The organism is Actinobaculum suis, from assembly GCF_900618115.1.
Lineage (GTDB): Bacteria > Actinomycetota > Actinomycetes > Actinomycetales > Actinomycetaceae > Actinobaculum > Actinobaculum suis.
On record NZ_UYIO01000001.1, the window covers coordinates 1,620,261 to 1,640,280 of the forward strand.

The following is a 20,020-nucleotide window of genomic DNA, read 5'->3' on the forward strand; positions in this document are numbered from 1 at the left end:
CTAGTCCTCTTCGAAAAGGAAGGAGGGAATGTCTAGATCGGCGCGGCGCGGTTCTTCCACGCGGCGCGGCAGTTCCACATTGCGCGATTCGTAACGGTAACGATTCGCTTCGGTTTCGGCCGCGTGTTGCGGACCCGCAATTGGGTGGGCGGGGCTGGCCACGGTATCCGGAATGCCCGCCGGTACCGCGTCTTCCACCGGGATTTCCGGAACCTGCTGCGCCACCGGTACTTCCGGCACTGCTTGCGGTTCCGCCGCGGGAACACCGCGATCCTGGTTTTCATCAAAACCAGCGGCGATCACCGTAACGCGCACTTCATCACCCAGAGATTCGTCGATGATCTGCCCCACGATAATATTCGCGTTCGGATCCACCGATTCCTTGACCAGCTTCGAAGCTTTCGCCAGTTCCTTCATGCCGAAATCTTCCCCGGCCTGGAAGCTGAGCAAGACGCCGTGGGCGCCGTCGATCTTCGCTTCCAGCAACGGGGAGGCGATCGCGTTTTCGGTAGCCCGCATGGCCCGGTCTTCCCCAGAAGCGGTACCGATCCCCATCAGGGCGGTGCCAGCATCCTTCATAATCGCCTTGACGTCCGCAAAGTCCAGGTTTACCAGGCCGGGAATCGTAATCAGATCAGAGATCCCCTTCACGCCGGAACGCAGCACTTCATCAGCCAGGTTATAAGCCTCAATAATCGTCAGATCTTGTTCGCTGATCTCCAGCAAACGGTCATTGGGAATAACGATGAGAGTATCTACAGCCTTGCGCAGTTCCGCAATCCCGCTTTCCGCATTCCGGGCACGCTGGGCGCCTTCGAATTCGAAGGGGCGGGTAACGACGCCGACCGTCAACGCCCCGGCATCCCGGGCAATGCGTGCCACCACGGGAGCCGCACCGGTTCCGGTACCGCCACCTTCACCGGCGGTCACGAAGACCATATCCGCTCCCTGCACGGCGTCTTCAATAATTTCGGTGTTTTCTTCCGCCGCCCGTTTTCCCACGGAAGGATCAGCTCCCGCACCCAGGCCATTAGAAACATCGCGCCCAATATCGAGCTTGGTTTCCGCTTCCGATTTGACGAGCGACTGCGAATCCGTGTTTACGGCAATGAATTCGACGCCGGCTAGGCCATCTTGAATCATTCGGTCAATCGCGTTTACGCCACCGCCTCCAACGCCGATGACCTTAATATCGGCGACATTATGATTTACCGTCATCTGTTTCCCTCCCGAACCTCAAGTAAAACTTGAGGTTTTACGCCTCTGACTTCGCGCAAAAGATATTGGCGAAATGATAGTGATGCAATTCTGACGCGCGGGCAACTTTCAGTCCCGCATAAAGTCACGCTTTAATGCCCTTCTTTCTAACTATTTAATTACCGCTGCGGCGGGTTCGGAGATATCGAAAACGGTGCCCGGCTGGCCGAGCAGCACGCGCAAAACTCCGAGTTTTTCCTGACCTTGCGAAGCATCTCCCCACACCACAGTTCGACCTTCCGTCAAGGCCAGCACCACCCGGCCCGCATTATCTAATTTAGTGCTCTCCACCAGGGCCCGAATATCTGGATCCAGGCCGCGCAAAACTTCCAAAGCCGTACTCACTGCCGCCGGATTAGTCTCGGTGGTAGCCCCGATGCGGGGCAGGGCGGCCCTGGCTTCTTCCGTCACCCGCATTTCTTCCCCCTGACCGTCCACCGGCGTGCATTCCGCACCGCGGCCCAAGCAGGCCACGGCTTCACGCCACGAAAGTTCCACACTCAAACCATGCGGATACTCCTTATGCGCGTTCACGCTAGCTAATTCCGGGATCTCCTCCTGGAGGGTGCTGGTCACCTTCCCCAGCCCTAAACGCGTAAGTGGGATACCCGCAAATTGGTTAAGTAGTTCTGCAATATCGGCATCGCTTACCACGGCTTGGGCAGATACCTCAGAGACGCTAATACGATCCTCATGCAAAGCAAAGACCGGGCTGAAAAATATCAGCCAAAGAGCGAACAGGCCCGCCCCGACCACAGCCCCCAGGCCCAGGGTTTTGCGCCACACTACGCGGCGTTTTTCGCGGCGCCGTTCCCGGCGTCTTTCCGCTAAATCCGGGGGCCGCGTGCCCGAACCGCTCGGGCTTTCTCGGCGCTGGTGTAGCTCTCCAGCCGCCTCGCTGGGCGAAATATCAGCCAGTTCAAAGAAAGAATCTTCGTAGACCACCGGCGCGGTGACAGCCGTGGGTGTAACCGGATGAGCATCGGTTTTGCGAGGCCGGTGCGCGGCTGTGCCCTGCGCCGGGCGCGGTTGCCGTGCGCCCTTGTGCGGTTGCGGCACGGCCGCGCGTGATTGCGGCACGGCCGCGTGCTCGTATGACTCACGTGATTTATGTGGCTCACGCGACTTGTGCTGCCGCGGGGTGCCCGCGCGCTCGCGCGGCTCACGCGGAGATTCGCTGCCGCGCGGGGATTCGCTGCCGCACGGCCGGCTGGCGGCGCGGCGCGGGTTGAGATCGCGCGCGGTACGGCGTCGGCGTACCTGGGAGCTTCCGTCCCCCGCATCCGGTGCGGGAACGGTAGGCTCCGCTGGTTCGTTTCTGCGGCCTCTCACCCGGCCTCCTTGAAACGATGCTGCAAGGTTTCCACGATGAGCGGGCAGAGTTCGGTAACGTCCCCGGCACCCATGGTGAGTAGCAGATCCCCCGGGGTGGCACTGCGTGCCAAGGTCCGGGCCGCTTCCTCTTTACTGGCAATAAAGGTGCCGTGCCCGTCCATTTGGGTGGTGATTAGATCACCTTCCACTCCCGGCATCGGTTCTTCACGCGCCCCGTACACGCCGGTAACGATCGCCGTATCCGCACCGGCCAGGGCGCGGGCGAATTCGGCCGCGAAATTCTTGGTCCGCGAATACAGGTGGGGTTGGAATAGCACCCGCACGGCTCCGCTTCCCGCTTTTTCCCGCGCGGCCTGCAAAGTGGCGGCCACCTCAGTGGGATGGTGAGCGTAGTCGTCGAAAAGCCGAATGCCGCACACTTCCCCACGCGGTTCGAAACGCCGCCCGGTTCCGGTATAGCTTTCCAAGGCCTTAGCCATAACCGCTGGGTCTACGCCCAGGTCTACCCCGGTAAGCCACACTCCGGTGGCATTTAGTTCATTGTGCGCGCCCGGAACCTGCAAGGTGAACCGGGCCAGGGTTTCCCCTTCCGGTGTTTCTATCACGCACTGGCCGTGCCCGCGTACCACTACGTGCTGGCGGGCCCCCGGTGCTGGCGCGCCGCGGCCATAGCTGGCCACGCGAATATTACGCGCCCCGGCCGCAGCGGCAAGGTGGCGTGCCCCAGGATCATCCGCGCACACAACAAGAAGCCCGCCCGGTACGATCCGCGCCGCAAATTCCTCGAAAGCGGCCGCGAAGGCTTCCTGCGTGCCATAAAAATCGAGGTGGTCCGGCTCAATATTGGTGACCAGTGCTGCCCGCGGCGCATAGTTCAAGAAAGACGCATCCGATTCATCGGCTTCCGCTACCAAAACATTGCCGCTACCCAAATGGCCGCCACTCAAATGGCTGCCATCGGCCGCGCGGATGCTTCCGCCAATCGCCCACGAAGGGTCTTGCCCGGCAGTTCGCAAAGCCATGGCGAGCATGGCCGAACTGGTGGTTTTGCCATGTGCGCCCGCAACCGCCACAAAATCCCGCGCCCCAGCGGCAAAAGCCAAAGCTTGGGAACGGTGCCAAACTTCTTGCCCTCGCTGGCGGGCCACCGCCAATTCCGGGTTATCTTCGTGAATCGCGGTAGAGCGCACCACAATCGCGCCTGCCGGCACATTTTCTGCCCGCTGGCCGATAGCTACCCGCGCGCCCGTTTCCCGCAAACGCTGCGTATTTTCTGATTCACGCGCATCCGAACCGGTAACAGTGTGCCCTTCGGCCAGTAACAAGGCGGCGACGACGGACATACCGGCCCCACCAATCCCAATCATGTGGAAGTGCCGCCGCGCTGATGTGCGGGCGGAAGTGGCCTGTGCTAACTGCGGTGTTGTCATCGTGCCTCACGTTCTGCTGCAACTTCTTCAATCACACGGCCCAAACGGTAGGCCCCATCGCGCGGGCTAATACCGCGCTGTGCGAGCCGTATGCGCTCGAGCTGCTCCGGATCGTGGAGAGTGCGAACTACTAAAGCTATGCTTTCTGCGCAAAACTCTTCATCCTTGACCAGCAAAGAACCACCCTTTTCCTGGGCGTCTTTAGCGTTGAGTGCCTGTTCCCCGTTCCCGATGGGAAGCGGTACGAACATGGCCGGAATGCCCAGCGCACAAACTTCCGAAACGGTTCCGGCACCGGCCCGGCTAATCACCCAGTCGGCCACCGCATAGGCTTCTTCCATTTCGGAGAGATATTCGAGCACCGCATAGTGTTCGTAGCCGGCAACCCGTTCCCGTACCGGGCCGTCTTTCCCGCGGCCCGTCAAATGCAGCACCTGGATCTCAGCTTCCGCGAAGGTCTCCGCGTTTTCAGCCACTACCTCATTAATATGTGCGGCTCCTAGCGATCCGCCGGTTACCACCACAGTGCGCATTTCGGGATCCAAACCGAAACGGGCGGCCGCCGCTTTCCGGCGTTCGCTGCGGTCATTATCTTCTGCCAGCTTCGCTATTTCAGGGCGGAGCGGCAGGCCCACAAACTGGGTGGTACCGTTGCGGGCACGCAAACGGGTAGTGGCAAAAGCTAGGCACACGGCGGCTGCATGGCGGGCGCCGAGCCGGTTTGCCAACCCGGGCAAAGCATTTTGTTCGTGTATCACGAAGGGAACTTTTAAGGCACGCGCTGCCGCATAGAGGGGCGTGGAAGTGTATCCTCCAAAACCTACCGCCACGTCCGCATTGGTTCGCCGCAAAATCTCTTTACAGCGTTTGATAGCGCGCGGGTAGCGCACCGGGAAGCGGAACAGATCCGCATTGGGCCGGCGCGGGAAAGGAACCCGCGGGATTACTTCGAAAGGAATTCCCGCTTCGGGTACCAGGCGCGATTCCATACCTTCGGCGGTTCCTATCGCGGTTACTTCGTGCCCCCATTCCCGCAGCTGGCGGGCCGTTGCCAGCATGGGATTAATGTGGCCAGCGGTACCGCCCCCGGCAAGAACGATCCGTAACGCCATAGCTGCCTCCTCTGGTTGCTTCACCTTGTTTTGCTAACGATTGATACCACGCGTTTGACCAAGTGGGGCCGCTGTTTGAAGGAAGCGCGTACTCCCTCTACGGAGAATGCGGCGCTAATTGCCACTCCCACGGCCATCAGGCAGGAGATCACCGAAGATCCTCCTTGGCTCATGAATGGTAGTGGAACCCCGAATACTGGAAGCATGGAAGTTACCACTAGCATATTCGCCAAGGCTTGCCCGCACAGCCACAGGGCAATCCCGCCCACCGTAAGCTTGGCGAAGCGGGAAGGGTGGTGTATGCAAATACGCACTAGGGATATCCCCACCATTAGGAATAGGATCACTACCGCCGCGCATCCTAAGAAGCCCAGCTCTTCGCCCACGACGGCGAAAATGAAATCGGTTTGAGCTTCGGCTAGATTGCCCGGCCATTTTTCAATCCCGGTGCCCAAGCCCGATCCGCCCAGGCCTCCCGAACCGAAAGCCCACAGCGCATAATCCGCTTGGGTGGGAGAACCACCGGCAGGCAAGGTAAAAATGTTTTCGAAGAAGTCTTGCACGCGGGCCAAGCGGGAAAGGCTCACCGCAATGGCGAGGGCCGTACCCAGGATGCCAGCCAGGCCGCCTACTGCAAACCATTGCCAGGCCATGCCGGCTAGCCAGAGCATTCCGGCCGTGAACAAAGCAAAAACCAGTACGGTTCCCATATCGTGGCCCAGGCCTACCAGCCCGGCGGAGAGCAGGAAGATAGCAATGGGCCACACCCAGTTTTTTATGTCTTCCCATTCTTCCCGGCGCAGCAAGTTGACGCTTGCTGCCCCGCGAATATTTACCAAGGTGGCGGCTAACGCAATAATCGTGGCTAGTTTCAAAAACTCGGAGGGTTGCATACGGATAGGGCCTAGCGCCACCCAGTTGCGGTTACCGGCTACAGCCACGCCGAGGGGTGAAAATACCAAGCATTGCAAAAGTAAGGCCCCCGCCCAGAATGCGGCCCAGGATTTGCGGAAGAACTCGATGGGGAAACGAGACAGAATTGCCGCGACTACTATTCCCACGCAGGCATAGAAAATTTGCAGATAAACCCCGCGGAAAGTGTTGGTAGCTCCCGCCGCGGCGCTTCGCATCGCGCCGGGCGTGACCGCGGAAAACACCATAACGAGACCTAAAACCGTGAGCACGAGGGTGGCCACCGCGAGCATAATGATCGAATGGCGCATTACGTCACGCACTTTTTCGGCGTTTTCTGCCGGCAGGCGGGTAGCGCCCGTTACTGGTTTGCCTTTCGGGGTACGGCGGCGGGCCTGGCCCGTAGCGCCGCGTGACCCGCGGCGTGTGGCACGGGTCGGGGCATCGTGACGGGTCGGGGCATCGTGACGGGTCGCGGCATCGTGGGTGCCACCGGTTTTTGCCATGTTGTTATTTCCTCGCTTCCCGGGCGAAGGCGTCCCCGCGATCGGCATAAGAAGTGAATTGGTCCATGGAAGCGGCGGCCGGCGCTAGGAGCACGGTATCGCCCGGCTGGGCAATTTGCCGGGCCCAGGTGATCGCTTCTTGCATGGGAGCGGTGGCCAGCGCGGAAATGTAGTACACCGGAATGGTGAGCGCACCGAGAGCCTCATGCCATTCTTCCTGTTCCGTACCGATCACCACCACGGCCCGCAGTTTGCTTTCCACTTCGCGCACCAAGTTTGTGAAGTGGGCCCCCTTCGGTTGCCCACCGGCGATCCACACCACCGTCCCGTCGGCTTGGGCGAGCAAAGAAGCCCGCGCTGCGTGAGCATTGGTGGCTTTCGAATCGTCGATATATCGCACCCCGTCTTTCACGGTTACGGTTTCAATGCGATGTTTGCCGGGCAGCATGGATCGCAGGCCGGCCCGGATCGACTGCGCGGAAATCCCCAATGCCCGGGTGAGCGCTGTGGCCGCCAAAGCATCAGCCACAATATGTTCCGGAACTACTTCCGCATCCGGGGCAAGCTGCGCCAAATCGGCTAGTTCGTACAGTTCGGTGGCCGTATTCCAACGGTCAGCCCCAAAGGCACGGTCTACCACGATGCCGTCTACCACGCCGAGCTGGCCCACTTGCGGCACGCCCGCGGTATATCCAATCGCCCGGGCACCTTCTACCACATCGGCCCCATCGACCATATTTTGTACTGTCTTGTCCCCTACCGGATAGATCGCTGCCCGGCGCACATTGTGGTAGACCCGGGCTTTGGCACGCCAATATGATTCTCGGTTGCCATGCCATTCCAGGTGGTCATCGTCAATATTGAGGCAGACCGCGGCGTGCGGAGAAGCCGTGTTCGTGGTTCGCAATTGGAAGCTGGATAGTTCTAAGGCCAGGGCCCGCGGAGCATCATTATCCGTGCGGATTGTTTCGGTGACTGCGGGGTTGCCGATATTGCCTACCGGGGTCCCGCCCAAACCTGCCTGCCTTAAAATATGGGCAGCCATGGTGACCGTCGTCGTCTTCCCGTTGGTACCCGTAACCGCCAACCAGGGCGCCCACCGCCCGACGCTATCGCAGGCACGCAAACGCCACGCCAATTCTATTTCGGAGGCCAGTTCCACCCCGTTTTCTTGCGCGAGGGTGAACAGCGGCGAGGTTTCCCGGATGGCCGGGGCGGGCACGATCAAGTCCGGACGCCAGCGGAGCACCTTTTCTGCTAATTCTTCCGCATCCGCATCCGAACCGGCAGTGGATAGCGGCAAAGCGGTTACCGCCGCGAGTTTAGATATATCGGAATCCCACGCGGAAACCTGCGCTTGCGTAGTGTTACACAGGGCACTTGCGGCGGCTTGCCCCGATTTTCCGAGGCCGACGACGGCGATTCGCATCCCCGCCATGCTTTCCGCACCCGGAATGTGCAAGCTCGTGGTGTCCAGAAGGTCGTAGTCGTTTTCCATTACTGCATCGCCAACCATTCGGCATAGAACAAGCCCACTCCCACGCAGGCACAAAGCGCTTCAATAAGCCAGAATCTGACGGTAACCGTGATCTCATTCCAGCCTTTGAGCTCGAAATGGTGATGTATCGGGGCCATGCGGAAAACGCGTTTTCCGGTGGCTTTGAATACTGATATTTGGATGACGTCGGAAACGATTTCGAAGACGAAAAGCCCGCCGGTAAGCAAGGCCAAAAACTCGGTATGGGTGAGGATAGAGATACCCGCGAAGGTCCCGCCCAGGGCGAGCGAACCGGTATCTCCCATAAAGATTTGCGCCGGGTTCGTGTTCCACCACAGGAAACCAATTACGGCACCCACTACCGCAATCGCAATAATCGCCATATCCCGCGGGTCGCGCACGGTATAGCAGCCGGGGGCGGCATCGACCACGCCCAAGCAGGCATGGTTGGACTGCCACATCGCAATACCGGCATAGGCCGCGAAAGCAATTGCGCTCGCCCCGGAAGCCAAGCCGTCCAAACCATCCGTCAAGTTCACCGCATTCGACCAGGCGGTAATCAAGAAATTCGCCCACAAAACGAAGAGGATCACGGCGCCGACCGCGCCCGCAAAAGCCAGGTCGAATTTAGTTTCCCGCATCACTGAAAGCGCGGTGGATGCAGGTGTGCGGCCATGTTCATTGGGGAACATGAGCACGGCTATCGACCAGGCAATCCCTACGACCGCCAGCCCAATAATTTTTGCGATCGGGGTGAGCCCCAAAGATTGTTTCTTGCGGATCTTGGTGAAATCGTCGGCGAATCCCACCGCTCCCATGCCAATCATCAGGGCCAGCAACAATATCCCGGATACTCCCGGGGTGCGGCCGGTGGCCAGGTTGGCTACCAGGTAGGCAACTACCACGGCGAAGATAATCATTACCCCGCCCATGGTGGGCGTGCCGCGTTTGGTGAGGTGCGAAGTAGGGCCGTCTTGCCGGATGAACTGGCCGAACTGCCGGGACACCAAGAATTTTATGAAGAGGGGCGTGCCCAACAACGTTACCACGAGTGACACCGCGAACGCGATGAGAATCGCTAGCATCTCTCCCTCTCTTTCGAGCTCGTAACGGCCGAGTCCGAAGCTTGCCCCGCCCCGGCCGCATTATTTTCATTCGACCCGCTCGCGGAATCTTCCGCGAAACTATTAGCGATCTGCCACACACCCGAACTGTGCGAGCCTTTGAGCAAAACCGCATCGCCGGCTCTGAGCATACCCGCTAGCTCGGCTTGTGCGCCGGAAGCGTTCGCCGCCTCCACCACGGTAATGCCATGTGTGCGGGCACTTTCCGCCAGCGGTGTGGTTTCCGCACCCACGGTGAGGAGATAGTCGACGCCGGCTGCTGCCAGTGGTGCGGCCAGGGCGCGGTGTTCGGCCGCGCTAGCTTCTCCTAGTTCAAGCATGGCACCCAGCACGGCGATTTTGCGCCGGCCGGTACCAATCCGGCCCAGCGCAGCAATACCAGCGCGCATGGAATCCGGGTTGGCGTTGTAAGAATCATCGATTACCAGGTATTTACCTCCGCTTCGCCACTGCACGTCCATGCGGTGCGGGGAGGCGGCAGGAGCGGCCAGGCCGGCCGCGATTTCTTCTCCGGCCAAACCCAAAGCGTAGGCGCCAGCCGCAGCCGCCAAGGCGTTACTGACTTGGTGCGCGCCCACCAAGCCGAGTTTGACGTCTTGGGAGCCGTATCCGGCAGGGCCGCGGAGCCGGAAATGGGCTCGGTCGTTTTCATCGAGCCGCACATTTTCGGCCACGAAATCTGCTTCCGAGTTGCCGGCTGCCGAAAAACGCCATACTTTGCCGGGGGCCAGGCTGGCCATGGTGGCCACCCGCGGATCGTCGCAGTTTAAGACAGCGGTGCCACCGGGCCGCAAGTTGCTCACCAGTTCGGATTTGGCACGCGCCACGTTTTCAATACCGCCAAAAACGCCGAGGTGGGCGCGGGCTACCGCGAGAACCACTGCCACATCGGGAGGCGCAATGGAACACAGGTAGGAAATATTGCCGATGCGGTCCGCTCCCATTTCGGCTACCAGGGTGGCGGTGTTTTCGTCTACCCGCAATACCGTGAGCGGCAAGCCGATCTCGTTGTTCAAGGAACCCGGCGGGGCTACTACTTCGCCGCGGCTTACCAGGATACGTGCCAGTAGATCTTTGGTGGTGGTTTTACCCACGCTGCCGGTTACTGCCACTACGCGTAGCTGGGGGTTTGCGGCGCGAGCGAGCCGCAAGTTTTCCCGAGCTAATTTACCTAGGGCGGCCGGTACGTCTTCCACCACGATGAGGCGGCGCGGATCGGCGCCGCTGGCGGTAGCACATTCCGGATCGGTGGTGAGCACGGCGGCTGCGCCCGCTTGCAGAGCCGGGCCGGCAAACTTAGCCCCGTCCACGCGCGCACCTTTAATGGCAGCAAAAATTGCTCCCGGCGTGACTTCCCGGTTATCGCGCACCACTGCCCGGGCCCGCACATTTTCGTGGCCGCGAGTGGCTAAATAGCCTTCCGCGGCCTGCGCTACCTGGGCGAGAGTCATTTCAATCATGCGAAGTCTCCTTTGTGGCCCACAGTGCCAGCACCTTCTGCCCCGGTCGCGCCAGCTTCCTGGCGGGCAGCGCCTTCTGCCCCGGCCGCGCCAGCTTCCTGGCGGGCGGCGCGGTTTTCCCGGAGCGTGAGGGCGCGGCGTGCTTCTACACGGTCATCAAGTTCTACTTCTCCGCCGCGCACCGGCTGGTGAGTTTCATGGCCACGCCCGGCCAGCAGCACGGTATCGGCCGCGTCCGCACCGCAAATGGCAGCGTGAATAGCTTCGCGCCGGTCCGGAATTTCTATTACGCGGGCCGGGCCCGCCGCGGTACCCCGCAAAAGGTCGGCACGAATTTGCGCCGGATCTTCCTCATGCGGATCGTCATCGGTGATATACACGAGGTCTGCTGCGGCGGCCACCGCCCGGCCCATAGCCGGGCGCTTATCGGCGTCGCGCTCCCCGGCCGAACCGGTAAGCACAATAAACTTGCCGGAAACAGTATCGCGCAGGGCCGCCATCGCATTTTCCAGGGCCGCCGTATTATGTGCAAAATCCACCACTACGCGCGGCTGTTGGGAAATGATTTCCATGCGTCCGGGCACTACCGGATCCACTCCGCCCGCCAGTACCGGGCGGATATCCACGCCCGCTTCCGCGGCCATTGCCACCGCCAAAGCCACATTTTCCACATTGAAGGAACCAGGCAGCGAAGTGCTAAACACGTGTTCTTCTCCGGCCGGGCTACGCAAAGCAATCTGCGTGCGATGGCCGGGTTGTACGCGGGTAACTTCCCAGGTGGGGAATCCGGGCACGCTTTCTTCACCCGGCAGTATTAGCTGGGTGGCCGGGATTTCAGCTTCGCGCAGCAGGCGCTTGCCCCACTCGCTTCCGCTGCGAATAACCGCGCGGCGCGCCCGCTGCGGGGTGAAGAAAGTACGTTTGGCCTGGTAGTAGCTTTCCATGGTCTGGTGGAAATCCAGGTGGTCTTGGCTCAAGTTGGTAAAACCGGCCACGTCAAAACAAATCGGATCGGTACGGCCTTGCGCCAAAGCGTGGGAAGAAACTTCCATAACTAGTGCATCCCCACCCCACTGCCGGTGGGTAGCCAAGAGTTTTTGCAATTCATCGGGCATGGGCGTGGTCAAATGCGCGGGCACGGTTTCCCCGCCGACCCGTACTTCCACGGTGCCGATTAGGGCCGGCTTTTTCTCGGCCTGGCGAAGTAAAAAGTCCAGGATGTACGCCGTCGTCGTTTTTCCGTTGGTACCTGTAACCCCGCAGGAAAGGAAACTGTGGGCTGGGTAGCCGTACAGTTTTGCGGCTAGTTCCCCCAGATGGGTTTGCGGCGATTGTGCCACCACCACCGGAACCGGGGTGGAGTTTTCGGGTACCTGGGCAGAGGTTCCAGAAACCCGTGCGCGGTTTTTAGAACCGTAACTTACGCCGGCATCAGAACCGGCACCGGCACCTGCGGCAGTGTTTACGAAAACGGCACTAAAACCCGCACCGATACCGGAGCCCGCAATAATTTCTGCGCCGGCCGCATCGGTATAGATTGCTACTGCTCCTTGAGCTACCGCGGCAGGTGCGAAAGTGGCGCCATGCACTTTTGTACCCGGCAGGGCCGCGAAGAGATCTCCCGGGCCGGCCAAGCGCGAATTAGCGGTAACCCCGGTGACGAGTGGATTGGCGCCACGCGGAGCCGTTTCGGTCAGTTCGCCCAAGGGCATTGCCTGCGCCCGTTGCGGTTCTTGTACCACGTCCTGTACCTACTTCCTGCTTCCTGCTTAGCCAATATCTGATGCGTACCACGGGTATTTGTACAGCGGCACCTCCGAAGGGGGAATGCCCAGCTGCCGGGTAGCGAACTGCGCAACCTCCTTGAACACGGGCGCCGCGGTTTCCCCGCCGTAACCGGCCCCTGCCCCACCGTAAACGATACCCGCAATTGCGATCTGCGGGTTTTCTGCCGGCACGACGCCGATAAAGGTACCTACCCGCTCGGTGAGGTTACCAGCTGCGTCCGGGACCTGCGCGGTTCCGGTTTTACCCGCCACATTGTAGCCGTCTACGCGCGCCGCCCACCCCGTAGAACCAGGCTGGGTGACCCCCTGCATCATATTCAGCATGGTTGCCGCTGATTCTTCGGAAATCACGCGGTGGGATTCTCCGGGCCCGGTGGGTATTTGGGCGCCGTCTGGATCGGAAACCGCGTCAATAATCCGCAAGGGCACGTAAACGCCGTGGTTGCCGATCGTGGCGGCAATTTGCCCCAGTTGTACGGTGGTGGCCGCCCAGCCCTGCCCAAACATAGTGGTGTAGCGGGTGCGGTTATCCCAGGTGGAAGGATCCCGCAAAATACCGGCCGATTCGGCAGGCAATTCAATCCCGGTAGGGGTGCCGATCCCGAAAGATTTCATGTATTCGAAACGGGTTTCATCCGGCACGGTATCGCCCACTTGGACCAACCCGGTGTTATAAGACAGCGCCATAATCCCGGCTACCGTCATTTGCCGGTTCGGGTGTTCGTCATTGTCCGAAATGGTTTCCCCATTGGGCATGGTGATCTTATCGGGCACGCCGAAAGTACTTAGCGGGGTCACGGACCCTTGGTCGATAGCCGCCGCAAAGGTGGGGATCTTGCCGGTAGAGCCCGGTTCTACGGGAGCTTGGACCGCTCGTGAACCCCAGTTTTCGGGGCTCGTGCCCGCCAGGTTTGAAGGATCCGGTGAATGCGAATCTGCTAGGGCGAGGGTGCGCCCGGTCCCAATTTCGATAACTACGGCAGAACCCCATTGTGCTTGGTTTGCGTCTACCGATTTATCGAGCGCCGCCATGAGGGAGTTTTGTAAATCCCGATCAATAGTCAAAGTGACGGACCGGCCATTCTCCGGTTCTACGCGGGTAGCCGTACCGTTGGGTACCACGGCCCCGCCGCCGGCCACTTGCACCGTGTATTCGCCGTCTTTACCCGCGAGAATATTTTCTTGCGTGCGTTCAATTCCGGCTTGTCCTACCGATTCGGGTTGTTCGGCAGTTTCGCCCACGTACCCGAGAATATTTCCGGCCACCGGCCCGTTCGGATAATCCCGTTTCATATATTGTTCGGGTTCAATACCGGGGATACCGAGGGAAGCGATTTCCCGCCAAGTTTCAGGGGAAATATCTTTGGCGATATAGACGAAGGTGGATTTCTTTTCCCCGCCGATCATTTTCCCGCCCAGTTCGGCGCGGTCAGTTTTGAGGATCGGAGCTAGTACTTTCGCGGCTTCTGCGGCCCCGGTACCGGCAACGACGGGCGCACCGGTAGCGTCGCGTTGCAGATTGCCTTCCGCATCGGTGGCGTAGTGTACGTAATCGCCGATGAGTTTCTGGTTGACGCCTATGTTGTAACGTTCCACGGAGGTAGCTAGTACCGCGCCGGAAGAATCCCGAATATCGCCGCGCTGGGCGTGCAGGGTATAGGTGCGGGTACGGAAAGCATCAGCCGCGGCGGAAAGCTGTTCGGACCGTAAGAACTGCAGGTCAAAAAGTCGGATTCCGAGCACGAGGGAACAGACCGCGAAAATTACGACGAGTGTGCGCATCCGGCTGCTAAACAGCGGGCGGCGTACGGGCCGTGCCGTACGCGCCGTGCCGTGAAGCTTACTCATCACCCTTCCTTCACTTTCCTTCCTCTCACCGCTACTCGTTTTCTGGGCGCTGCTGGTTCCTCAACCTAGTTTTCTACCTTTTCCCAACCTAGCCAAGATCCCGGTCATCGCGCCGAGATCGGCAGATAACTGCTAAGGCGTGTTGGTATGCGGGGTGATAACGCGACCCTGTGCCAGATCAATATGTTGCACATTTGGCGCCGGTTCCAGGCCGAGTTCTTTGGCCCGCTCCAGCAAACCGCCCGGCGTAGAGGCTGCCACCACTTGGTCCCGCAAAGTTGCTTCGTGAGCAGATTCTTCGGCAATGCCTTGCTGTACCGAACGAATTTCGTAGGCGGTTCCTACCATGGCCGTATTGAGCGAAAAGACGGTTATCAAAGAACCGATGAACAGCAGCGCACAAATCGCGATCGTCCACCCAAAACCGCGACTCGCGGTGGGGGTGGGTACCACGGTGAGATGGGGTTTGCCATCAATTACACGGCGTGGTTCGGGCCGGGCCTCGGTTTCGAGACGGCGTACTGCTTGACTCACTGTGCACCTCCATCGCGCATCGTGTTATCGCGCATTTTTTCGGCGGCGCGTAAACGCACCGAAGCAGAGCGCGGATTTTCGGCTATTTCTTCCGGGGTGGCCTGGCGGGCCCCGCGTGTCAATAACCGCAGCACGGGTTCATGGCCGGCCAGTTCTACCGGAAGCCCACGCGGCGTTGTGGAACGGGAAGCATCTCCCAAAACTTGTTTAACGATTTTGTCTTCCAAAGACTGGTAGGACTCGACGACGATCCGCCCGCCCACTCGCAAAGCAGAAATCGCTGCCGGCAGGGCCCGCTCCAAAGCGCCCAATTCATCATTGACCGCAATCCGCAAGGCCTGGAAAGTACGCTTAGCTGGATTACCGCCGGTGCGCCGCGCCGGGGCGGGTATAGCCGCGCGCACAATGTCCACTAGCTGGCCGGTGCGGGTAAGCGGCTCCTTGGCCCGCTGGCGCACAATTTCCCGGGCAATACGCGGGGCGAATCTTTCTTCTCCGTAACGGCGCAAAATCCGCACCAGTTCTTTTTCGGATGCCTGGGCTAAAAGCTCGGCCGCGGTAATACCACTCTCCTGGTCCATGCGCATATCCAAAGGTGTGTCATGGCTATAGGAAAATCCGCGTTCAGTGGCATCCAGTTGCAGGGAAGAAACTCCCAGATCCATGAGGATGCCAGCTACACCATCCGGGGCATAGGTAGCCGCTATATCGGCGACGGCGTCGTACACCGCCTGTACGGGCCGGAAACGCTCCCCGAAAGGTGCCAAGCGTTCACTGGCCAAGGCGATGGCTTGCGGATCACGGTCGATGCCGATCACCGTAAGTTGCGGGAAGCGGATGAGCGCCGCTTCGCTATGCCCGCCCATGCCGAGCGTGCAGTCGATGAGAATAGGCTTTTCCGAGGAGAAAGCGGGGGCTAGGAGGTCGAGGCACACATCGGCGAGAACGGGCTGGTGCAAGGCGTTGTGCGCCGCCCGTCCTTCTCCGTTGCTCATTTTGTGCCTCCCCGCATTCCCTCCTCGGAAAAGATCCCCTCCGCGGTTCTGAAGCTGGGGAATTGCCTCAGAGCCAGACGGAGAAGATCATCCCCGAGGCAGGATCCTCGTGTGCTGCTACCAGCGTGAGATCTTCGTTTCCTGGTTTTCCGGTGTAGTGGGCGGTTAGAAGAGCCCCGGAATGACTTCTTCTTCCCGTTCGGCGAATGCCGATTCTTGTTCTTCCAGATACGTGGCCCAGGATTCGGCGTTCCAGATCTCCACGCGGTTTCCCGTGCCGATCACTGCCAAATCCCGTTCCAAGCCCGCATATTTGCGGAGCATCGCCGGAATGGTGATGCGTCCCTGTTTATCGGGAACATCATCAACTGCACCGGAAAGCAACATTCGTGTATACGAACGTGCCTCCTTTGAGGTAAGTGGAGCCTTAGCCAAGGTTTGCTGCATTTCCGCAAATTCCTGAAGTGGAAAAACGTAGATGCAGTGTTCTTGGCCGCGGGTCATGACCAGACCTCCCTGCAGTTGGCCACGGAATTTGGCGGGCAAGATGATCCGGCCTTTCTCATCGAGCTTCGGCTCGTAAGTTCCTAGGAACATCTCGCACCCCCTTTCCCGTGGCGCTCCACTCCACAATACTCCACTTTGCTCCCTCAGCATTTCAAAAATGCTGGCCAACAGCAAGCAAAATAGCATATTTGCGCGGTTTTACGGGGTGGAGGAAGGTGGGCGCCGGATAGCTCACGGCGTGTTTGCGCCCGCGCGAAAAGGTGTACGAAAAAACGCGTGGACGCCGTTGCGGCAAACGTTTTTGGCCGGAATCGAAGCGCTAACCCAGGCGCGCCACCTCCCCACTAAACCGCGAAATCTGGCGGTTTTAGGAGCAGGGTGGGAAAGCGGTAGTAGCATTGCCGCGGATTAAAAAACAGTGGGCCCGTGGTCTTCTCCACCAGTTATTTCGGGGAGAAAACCACGGGCCCACCGCGATATGCCTTTTGTCCTAGGCTTTCAGTTATTTTGTTCTCATTATGCCAGTAGGCTGGGCGCCGCCGAATTTGAGCCAGGCACCGTCGATTTTGGGCTAGGCGCCGCCGTAGTTAGGCTATGCGCCGGCAAAAATAGGCTAGGCGCCACCAAAATCGCGCCGCCGCCGGTTCCATTCCTCTACTTGGCGCGCCATGAAACCGCGCGCCTTGGCACCCGGTGATTCCGTATTGGAATCAGCACCTACTGGCTGCTCTATTTTCTGGGTGGTGATACCCGCGAGCGCATACCACACCCCGCCGAACATGATGATCACACCACCCCCGGAAATCCACAGCATGCTTGCCGCCACACCCCATACGAGCAAGGCGATTCCGCATACCAGCGCGAGTAAACCGAGCACGAGATGCCGAATGGACAGCTGCCGCGTGACGGTTTCCCGAACTTCCTTCGGCTTCATGTTCTGAGCGAAGCTCGGATCCTCATCCGCCAGTTGTGCCTCGAGCTCCTCGAGCATCTTGCGCTCGTAATCAGACAGAGCCATGGGGCCTCCTTACCGAAAAGTCTCGTACCAGTTTAGCTTGTTAGTCCCGCTCAACCATAGCCGGTTCCGCGCCGCAGATCGACAAATGTTCAAGAGTCAGGCGTGGTTTTCCAGACTATGGCGCGATTTACGCGGTTTACTCGGTCTTGTTGGGGCCGGCCACTTACTCGGTTTTGTTGGGGCCGGCCACTTACTCGGTCTTGTTGGGGCCGGCCGCAGGGGCACGAAGTGGAGCGTCTGGAGTTTCCGGTTTGGTCTGGATGCGCTAAGCAGCCGGGCTGCCCGGTTTGTCCGGGGCGCGCGAACCATCTGGGCTGCCCGGCTTGTCCGGTGCACGTGCAGCATCTGGGGCGTGCGGGTCTGCCTTGGTGCCGAGCAGACTGGCCGGGCTTAGCACACTATCTCCAAACCGGGCGCGAATGGAGTCCATGGTTTTTTCAGCAGCGGAGCGGCGGGCGTCGTCGTCGAAAGCAAGTTGGACACCCTCGCCTTCCGGGCAGAGCTGTTCAGCACGCAAACCCAGTAGGCGCAAGCCGGGCGGGCGGATCTCGATGGGACGGAGAAGTTCTACCGCGCGGTCGTAAAGGTCTTGGGCTACTTGGGTGGGTTGGTCGAAAGTGGCGGAGCGGGTGATGGTGCGAAAATCGGCGAAACGCACTTTGATGGAAACCGTGCGCGCGGCCAGGCCGGCTTGGCGCAGGCGGCGGGCGGCGTCGTGAGCGTGGGCGAGCAAAACCTGGTGCAGTTGGGAACGTTCAGCCACGTGTTCGAAAAATGTGGTCTCCCGGCCCATGGATTTTTCTTCCCGCGTGGTTTCTACTGGGCGCGGGTCGTGCCCCATCGCAAGTTCGTACAAGTGCGTGCCGGCAGCTTGACCCAACACGCGAATCAGGCGCTCCGGGCCAAGCCGGACCAGATCACCCACGGTATCCACACCTTCCCGGTCAAGCCGTTCGCGTGTGCGATCACCTACTCCCCACAGCACGCCGACCGGTAAAGAGTGCAGGAAAGGCAGGGTTTGGGCGGCGGAAATAAGCATCCACCCGTCCGGTTTAGCCTGGGCAGAAGCAATTTTGGCCACGTGTTTGGTGGCGGCGATTCCAACCGAGGCAGGCACTCCTTCCTGGGCACGGATTTGCGCGCGAATCATTTGCGCGATTTCCACCGGGGACCCAAAGAGGCGGCGCGCTCCGGAAACATCGAGGAAAGCTTCGTCTACGGAAACTTGCTCCACCGCGGGCGTGACCTGCCGCAAAATATCCATAATGCGGGCCGAAACCGCCTGATATTTTTCGCCGCGCACGGGCAACATCACCAGTTGTGGGCACCGCCGGTAAGCCAAACCCACGGGCATGGCCGAGTTGACCCCGCATTCCCGAGCCTCATAAGAAGCGGCGGCCACCACGCCGCGTTCCTGCCCGCCTACGGCCACGGGCCGGCCGCGCAACTCCGGATGGTCTAGCAGTTCCACCGCCACGAAAAAGGCGTCCATATCCACGTGGAGAATCGGGGTGTCCGAATCGTCCGTCCCCCAAGAGTGCCGGGCGCTTTTGACTCGCGGTCCTCGTGACATATCGGATTCCTCCCTCCTTGTATTATCGCCGATCCGCGGCGCGGACGGTACTAGGCAACCGAAGCCAACGGCACCCGGAAACGGAAAGCGACCGTACTGGGTAACGCAAGCGCGCTTTATTTGGTAACAGGAGCGCGCGATACTCGGCAACGCGAGCGCGCGATACCCGGCAACGCGAGCGCGCGATACGCGGGAGCGAAAGGCGGCTTTTTAGTCACAAATGAGCGAAAATAACATTATTTTCCGTGATCTAGTAAACTATTTGTGTGGCTGATTTTCCTGTAGAACCTGTTGTGACTGATTTTTCGGTGGCCGAGCTGGAACGACATCGAGATCGCCCCTCTTTAGTAACTCTTTTTCTTTCCGGGGTGGAATCTTCGGCACTTGATTTGGATGATCCAACGTACCTCGAATTTGAGTACATGCAGCATTTTCGGTGCGCGGTAGACGCCGTTTTTCCCCCCAAGCAGCCGCTCAAAGCCTTACATTTAGGAGGGGCTGGGTGTGCCTTTGCACGGGCTTTAGATGCCTTGCGCCCCGGTTCGCGCCAGCTCGCAATCGAAATTGACCGGCGGCTGGCCGAATACGCCCGGCAGTGGTTTGATCTACCCCGTTCCCCGCGCTTGCGGATTCGCGTGGAAGATGCCCGGCACACCCTCGATACGATCAACCCCGCTTGGGACGTGATCATTCGCGACGCTTTCCAAGGCGTGGAAGTTCCTAGCCATTTGCGCACGGTAGAAAGCGCGCGGGAAGCAGCGCGCATCCTCGCTCCCGGTGGGGTTTATCTGCTCAATTCCATTGCTTCGGCCGGGTTGAACCGTTTGAACGCAGAAGCCGCCGCCTTGTTTACCGCTTTCAAATACGTAACCGCGATTACCGACCCGGCGATTTTACGGGGCCGGCGCTTTGGCAATATTGTGCTTGTTGCTTCTAATGACGAACTGCCGCTGTACGAACTGGAGCGGAAAGTGCACAGCCTTCCCCTGCCCACGCGGCTAGTAGATCCGGAAGACTTACGGGCGCGGGCGCGCGGTGCCCAACCCGCCCGAGATGCCGAAGTTGGTTGGGTGCCAGGAGCACACCCCTAAGCACGACGCCGGACGCGAGAGCTTCCGAGCAAC

16 protein-coding genes are annotated in these 20,020 nt (G+C 60.0%); 1 reads left to right on the top strand and 15 read right to left on the bottom strand.

Annotated features, from left to right (window positions below):
• The 15 genes from ftsZ to dinB form a co-directional block, all read right to left on the bottom strand.
• Positions 1 to 1,218, bottom strand: a complete 1,218-nt coding sequence (ftsZ, locus tag H8274_RS06660) for a cell division protein FtsZ (RefSeq protein WP_065415165.1) — start codon at positions 1,216 to 1,218, stop codon at positions 1 to 3.
• Positions 1,219 to 1,368: 150 nt separating this feature from the next.
• The gene (locus H8274_RS06665; RefSeq protein WP_185934139.1) at positions 1,369 to 2,589 is read right to left on the bottom strand and encodes a cell division protein FtsQ/DivIB; all 1,221 of its coding nucleotides are present in this window, start codon (positions 2,587 to 2,589) and stop codon (positions 1,369 to 1,371) included.
• Entirely contained in the window at positions 2,586 to 4,022 is a 1,437-nt protein-coding gene (murC, locus tag H8274_RS06670; RefSeq protein WP_185934140.1) for a UDP-N-acetylmuramate--L-alanine ligase, read from the bottom strand. The genes H8274_RS06665 and murC overlap by 4 nt, the downstream gene beginning before the upstream one ends.
• Positions 4,019 to 5,134, bottom strand: coding sequence for an undecaprenyldiphospho-muramoylpentapeptide beta-N-acetylglucosaminyltransferase (gene murG / locus H8274_RS06675; protein ID WP_185934141.1), 1,116 nt, complete (start codon positions 5,132 to 5,134; stop codon positions 4,019 to 4,021). Before murG ends, murC begins: the two co-directional genes overlap by 4 nt.
• Positions 5,135 to 5,154: 20 nt before the next feature.
• Positions 5,155 to 6,552 (bottom strand): FtsW/RodA/SpoVE family cell cycle protein, encoded by a 1,398-nt coding sequence (locus H8274_RS06680; RefSeq protein ID WP_231583044.1) that lies wholly within the window; start codon positions 6,550 to 6,552, stop codon positions 5,155 to 5,157.
• A gap of 4 nt (positions 6,553 to 6,556) precedes the next feature.
• Positions 6,557 to 8,050: a UDP-N-acetylmuramoyl-L-alanine--D-glutamate ligase gene (gene murD, locus H8274_RS06685; RefSeq protein WP_185934142.1), complete on the bottom strand. Its 1,494-nt coding sequence runs from the start codon at positions 8,048 to 8,050 to the stop codon at positions 6,557 to 6,559.
• Positions 8,050 to 9,135: a phospho-N-acetylmuramoyl-pentapeptide-transferase gene (gene mraY, locus H8274_RS06690; protein WP_185934143.1), complete on the bottom strand. Its 1,086-nt coding sequence runs from the start codon at positions 9,133 to 9,135 to the stop codon at positions 8,050 to 8,052. Before mraY ends, murD begins: the two co-directional genes overlap by 1 nt.
• Positions 9,129 to 10,634 carry a UDP-N-acetylmuramoyl-tripeptide--D-alanyl-D-alanine ligase gene (locus H8274_RS06695; protein WP_185934144.1) on the bottom strand — a complete coding sequence of 502 codons (1,506 nt, stop codon included), beginning with the start codon at positions 10,632 to 10,634 and terminating at the stop codon, positions 9,129 to 9,131. The genes mraY and H8274_RS06695 overlap by 7 nt, the downstream gene beginning before the upstream one ends.
• A complete protein-coding gene (locus H8274_RS06700) occupies positions 10,631 to 12,376 on the bottom strand; it encodes a Mur ligase family protein (protein ID WP_244924547.1) in 1,746 nt (581 codons plus the stop codon). Before H8274_RS06700 ends, H8274_RS06695 begins: the two co-directional genes overlap by 4 nt.
• A gap of 27 nt (positions 12,377 to 12,403) precedes the next feature.
• Positions 12,404 to 14,269: a peptidoglycan D,D-transpeptidase FtsI family protein gene (locus tag H8274_RS06710; protein ID WP_185934145.1), complete on the bottom strand. Its 1,866-nt coding sequence runs from the start codon at positions 14,267 to 14,269 to the stop codon at positions 12,404 to 12,406.
• A 132-nt stretch (positions 14,270 to 14,401) separates the two neighbouring features.
• Positions 14,402 to 14,803 (bottom strand): cell division protein FtsL, encoded by a 402-nt coding sequence (ftsL, locus tag H8274_RS06715; RefSeq protein WP_049619061.1) that lies wholly within the window; start codon positions 14,801 to 14,803, stop codon positions 14,402 to 14,404.
• On the bottom strand, positions 14,800 to 15,798 hold the full coding sequence (gene rsmH, locus H8274_RS06720; protein ID WP_185934146.1) for a 16S rRNA (cytosine(1402)-N(4))-methyltransferase RsmH: 999 nt from the start codon (positions 15,796 to 15,798) through the stop codon (positions 14,800 to 14,802). Before rsmH ends, ftsL begins: the two co-directional genes overlap by 4 nt.
• Before the next feature lie 165 nt (positions 15,799 to 15,963).
• Positions 15,964 to 16,395, bottom strand: coding sequence for a division/cell wall cluster transcriptional repressor MraZ (gene mraZ, locus H8274_RS06725; RefSeq protein WP_049619063.1), 432 nt, complete (start codon positions 16,393 to 16,395; stop codon positions 15,964 to 15,966).
• A 523-nt stretch (positions 16,396 to 16,918) separates the two neighbouring features.
• Positions 16,919 to 17,323: a DUF3040 domain-containing protein gene (locus H8274_RS06730; protein ID WP_185934147.1), complete on the bottom strand. Its 405-nt coding sequence runs from the start codon at positions 17,321 to 17,323 to the stop codon at positions 16,919 to 16,921.
• Positions 17,324 to 17,588: 265 nt separating this feature from the next.
• The gene (gene dinB / locus H8274_RS06735) at positions 17,589 to 18,896 is read right to left on the bottom strand and encodes a DNA polymerase IV (RefSeq protein WP_082159955.1); all 1,308 of its coding nucleotides are present in this window, start codon (positions 18,894 to 18,896) and stop codon (positions 17,589 to 17,591) included.
• Between the two features lie 266 nt (positions 18,897 to 19,162).
• On the opposite strand from dinB, the gene H8274_RS06740 reads away from it, so the two are divergent.
• Positions 19,163 to 19,987, top strand: a complete 825-nt coding sequence (locus tag H8274_RS06740) for a spermidine synthase (RefSeq protein ID WP_244924548.1) — start codon at positions 19,163 to 19,165, stop codon at positions 19,985 to 19,987.
• The last annotated feature ends 33 nt before the right edge of the window (positions 19,988 to 20,020 follow it).

Bases quoted from the DNA above. Each gene is read 5' to 3' on its own strand.
- ftsZ (WP_065415165.1), bottom strand. From the start codon at position 1,218: ATGACGGTAAATCATAATGTCGCCGATATTAAGGTCATCGGCGTTGGA.
- murC (WP_185934140.1), bottom strand. From the start codon at position 4,022: ATGACAACACCGCAGTTAGCACAGGCCACTTCCGCCCGCACATCAGCG.
- murG (WP_185934141.1), bottom strand. From the start codon at position 5,134: ATGGCGTTACGGATCGTTCTTGCCGGGGGCGGTACCGCTGGCCACATT.
- H8274_RS06680 (WP_231583044.1), bottom strand. From the start codon at position 6,552: ATGGCAAAAACCGGTGGCACCCACGATGCCGCGACCCGTCACGATGCC.
- murD (WP_185934142.1), bottom strand. From the start codon at position 8,050: ATGGAAAACGACTACGACCTTCTGGACACCACGAGCTTGCACATTCCG.
- mraY (WP_185934143.1), bottom strand. From the start codon at position 9,135: ATGCTAGCGATTCTCATCGCGTTCGCGGTGTCACTCGTGGTAACGTTG.
- H8274_RS06695 (WP_185934144.1), bottom strand. From the start codon at position 10,634: ATGATTGAAATGACTCTCGCCCAGGTAGCGCAGGCCGCGGAAGGCTAT.
- H8274_RS06710 (WP_185934145.1), bottom strand. From the start codon at position 14,269: ATGAGTAAGCTTCACGGCACGGCGCGTACGGCACGGCCCGTACGCCGC.
- rsmH (WP_185934146.1), bottom strand. From the start codon at position 15,798: ATGAGCAACGGAGAAGGACGGGCGGCGCACAACGCCTTGCACCAGCCC.
- mraZ (WP_049619063.1), bottom strand. From the start codon at position 16,395: ATGTTCCTAGGAACTTACGAGCCGAAGCTCGATGAGAAAGGCCGGATC.
- H8274_RS06730 (WP_185934147.1), bottom strand. From the start codon at position 17,323: ATGGCTCTGTCTGATTACGAGCGCAAGATGCTCGAGGAGCTCGAGGCA.
- dinB (WP_082159955.1), bottom strand. From the start codon at position 18,896: ATGTCACGAGGACCGCGAGTCAAAAGCGCCCGGCACTCTTGGGGGACG.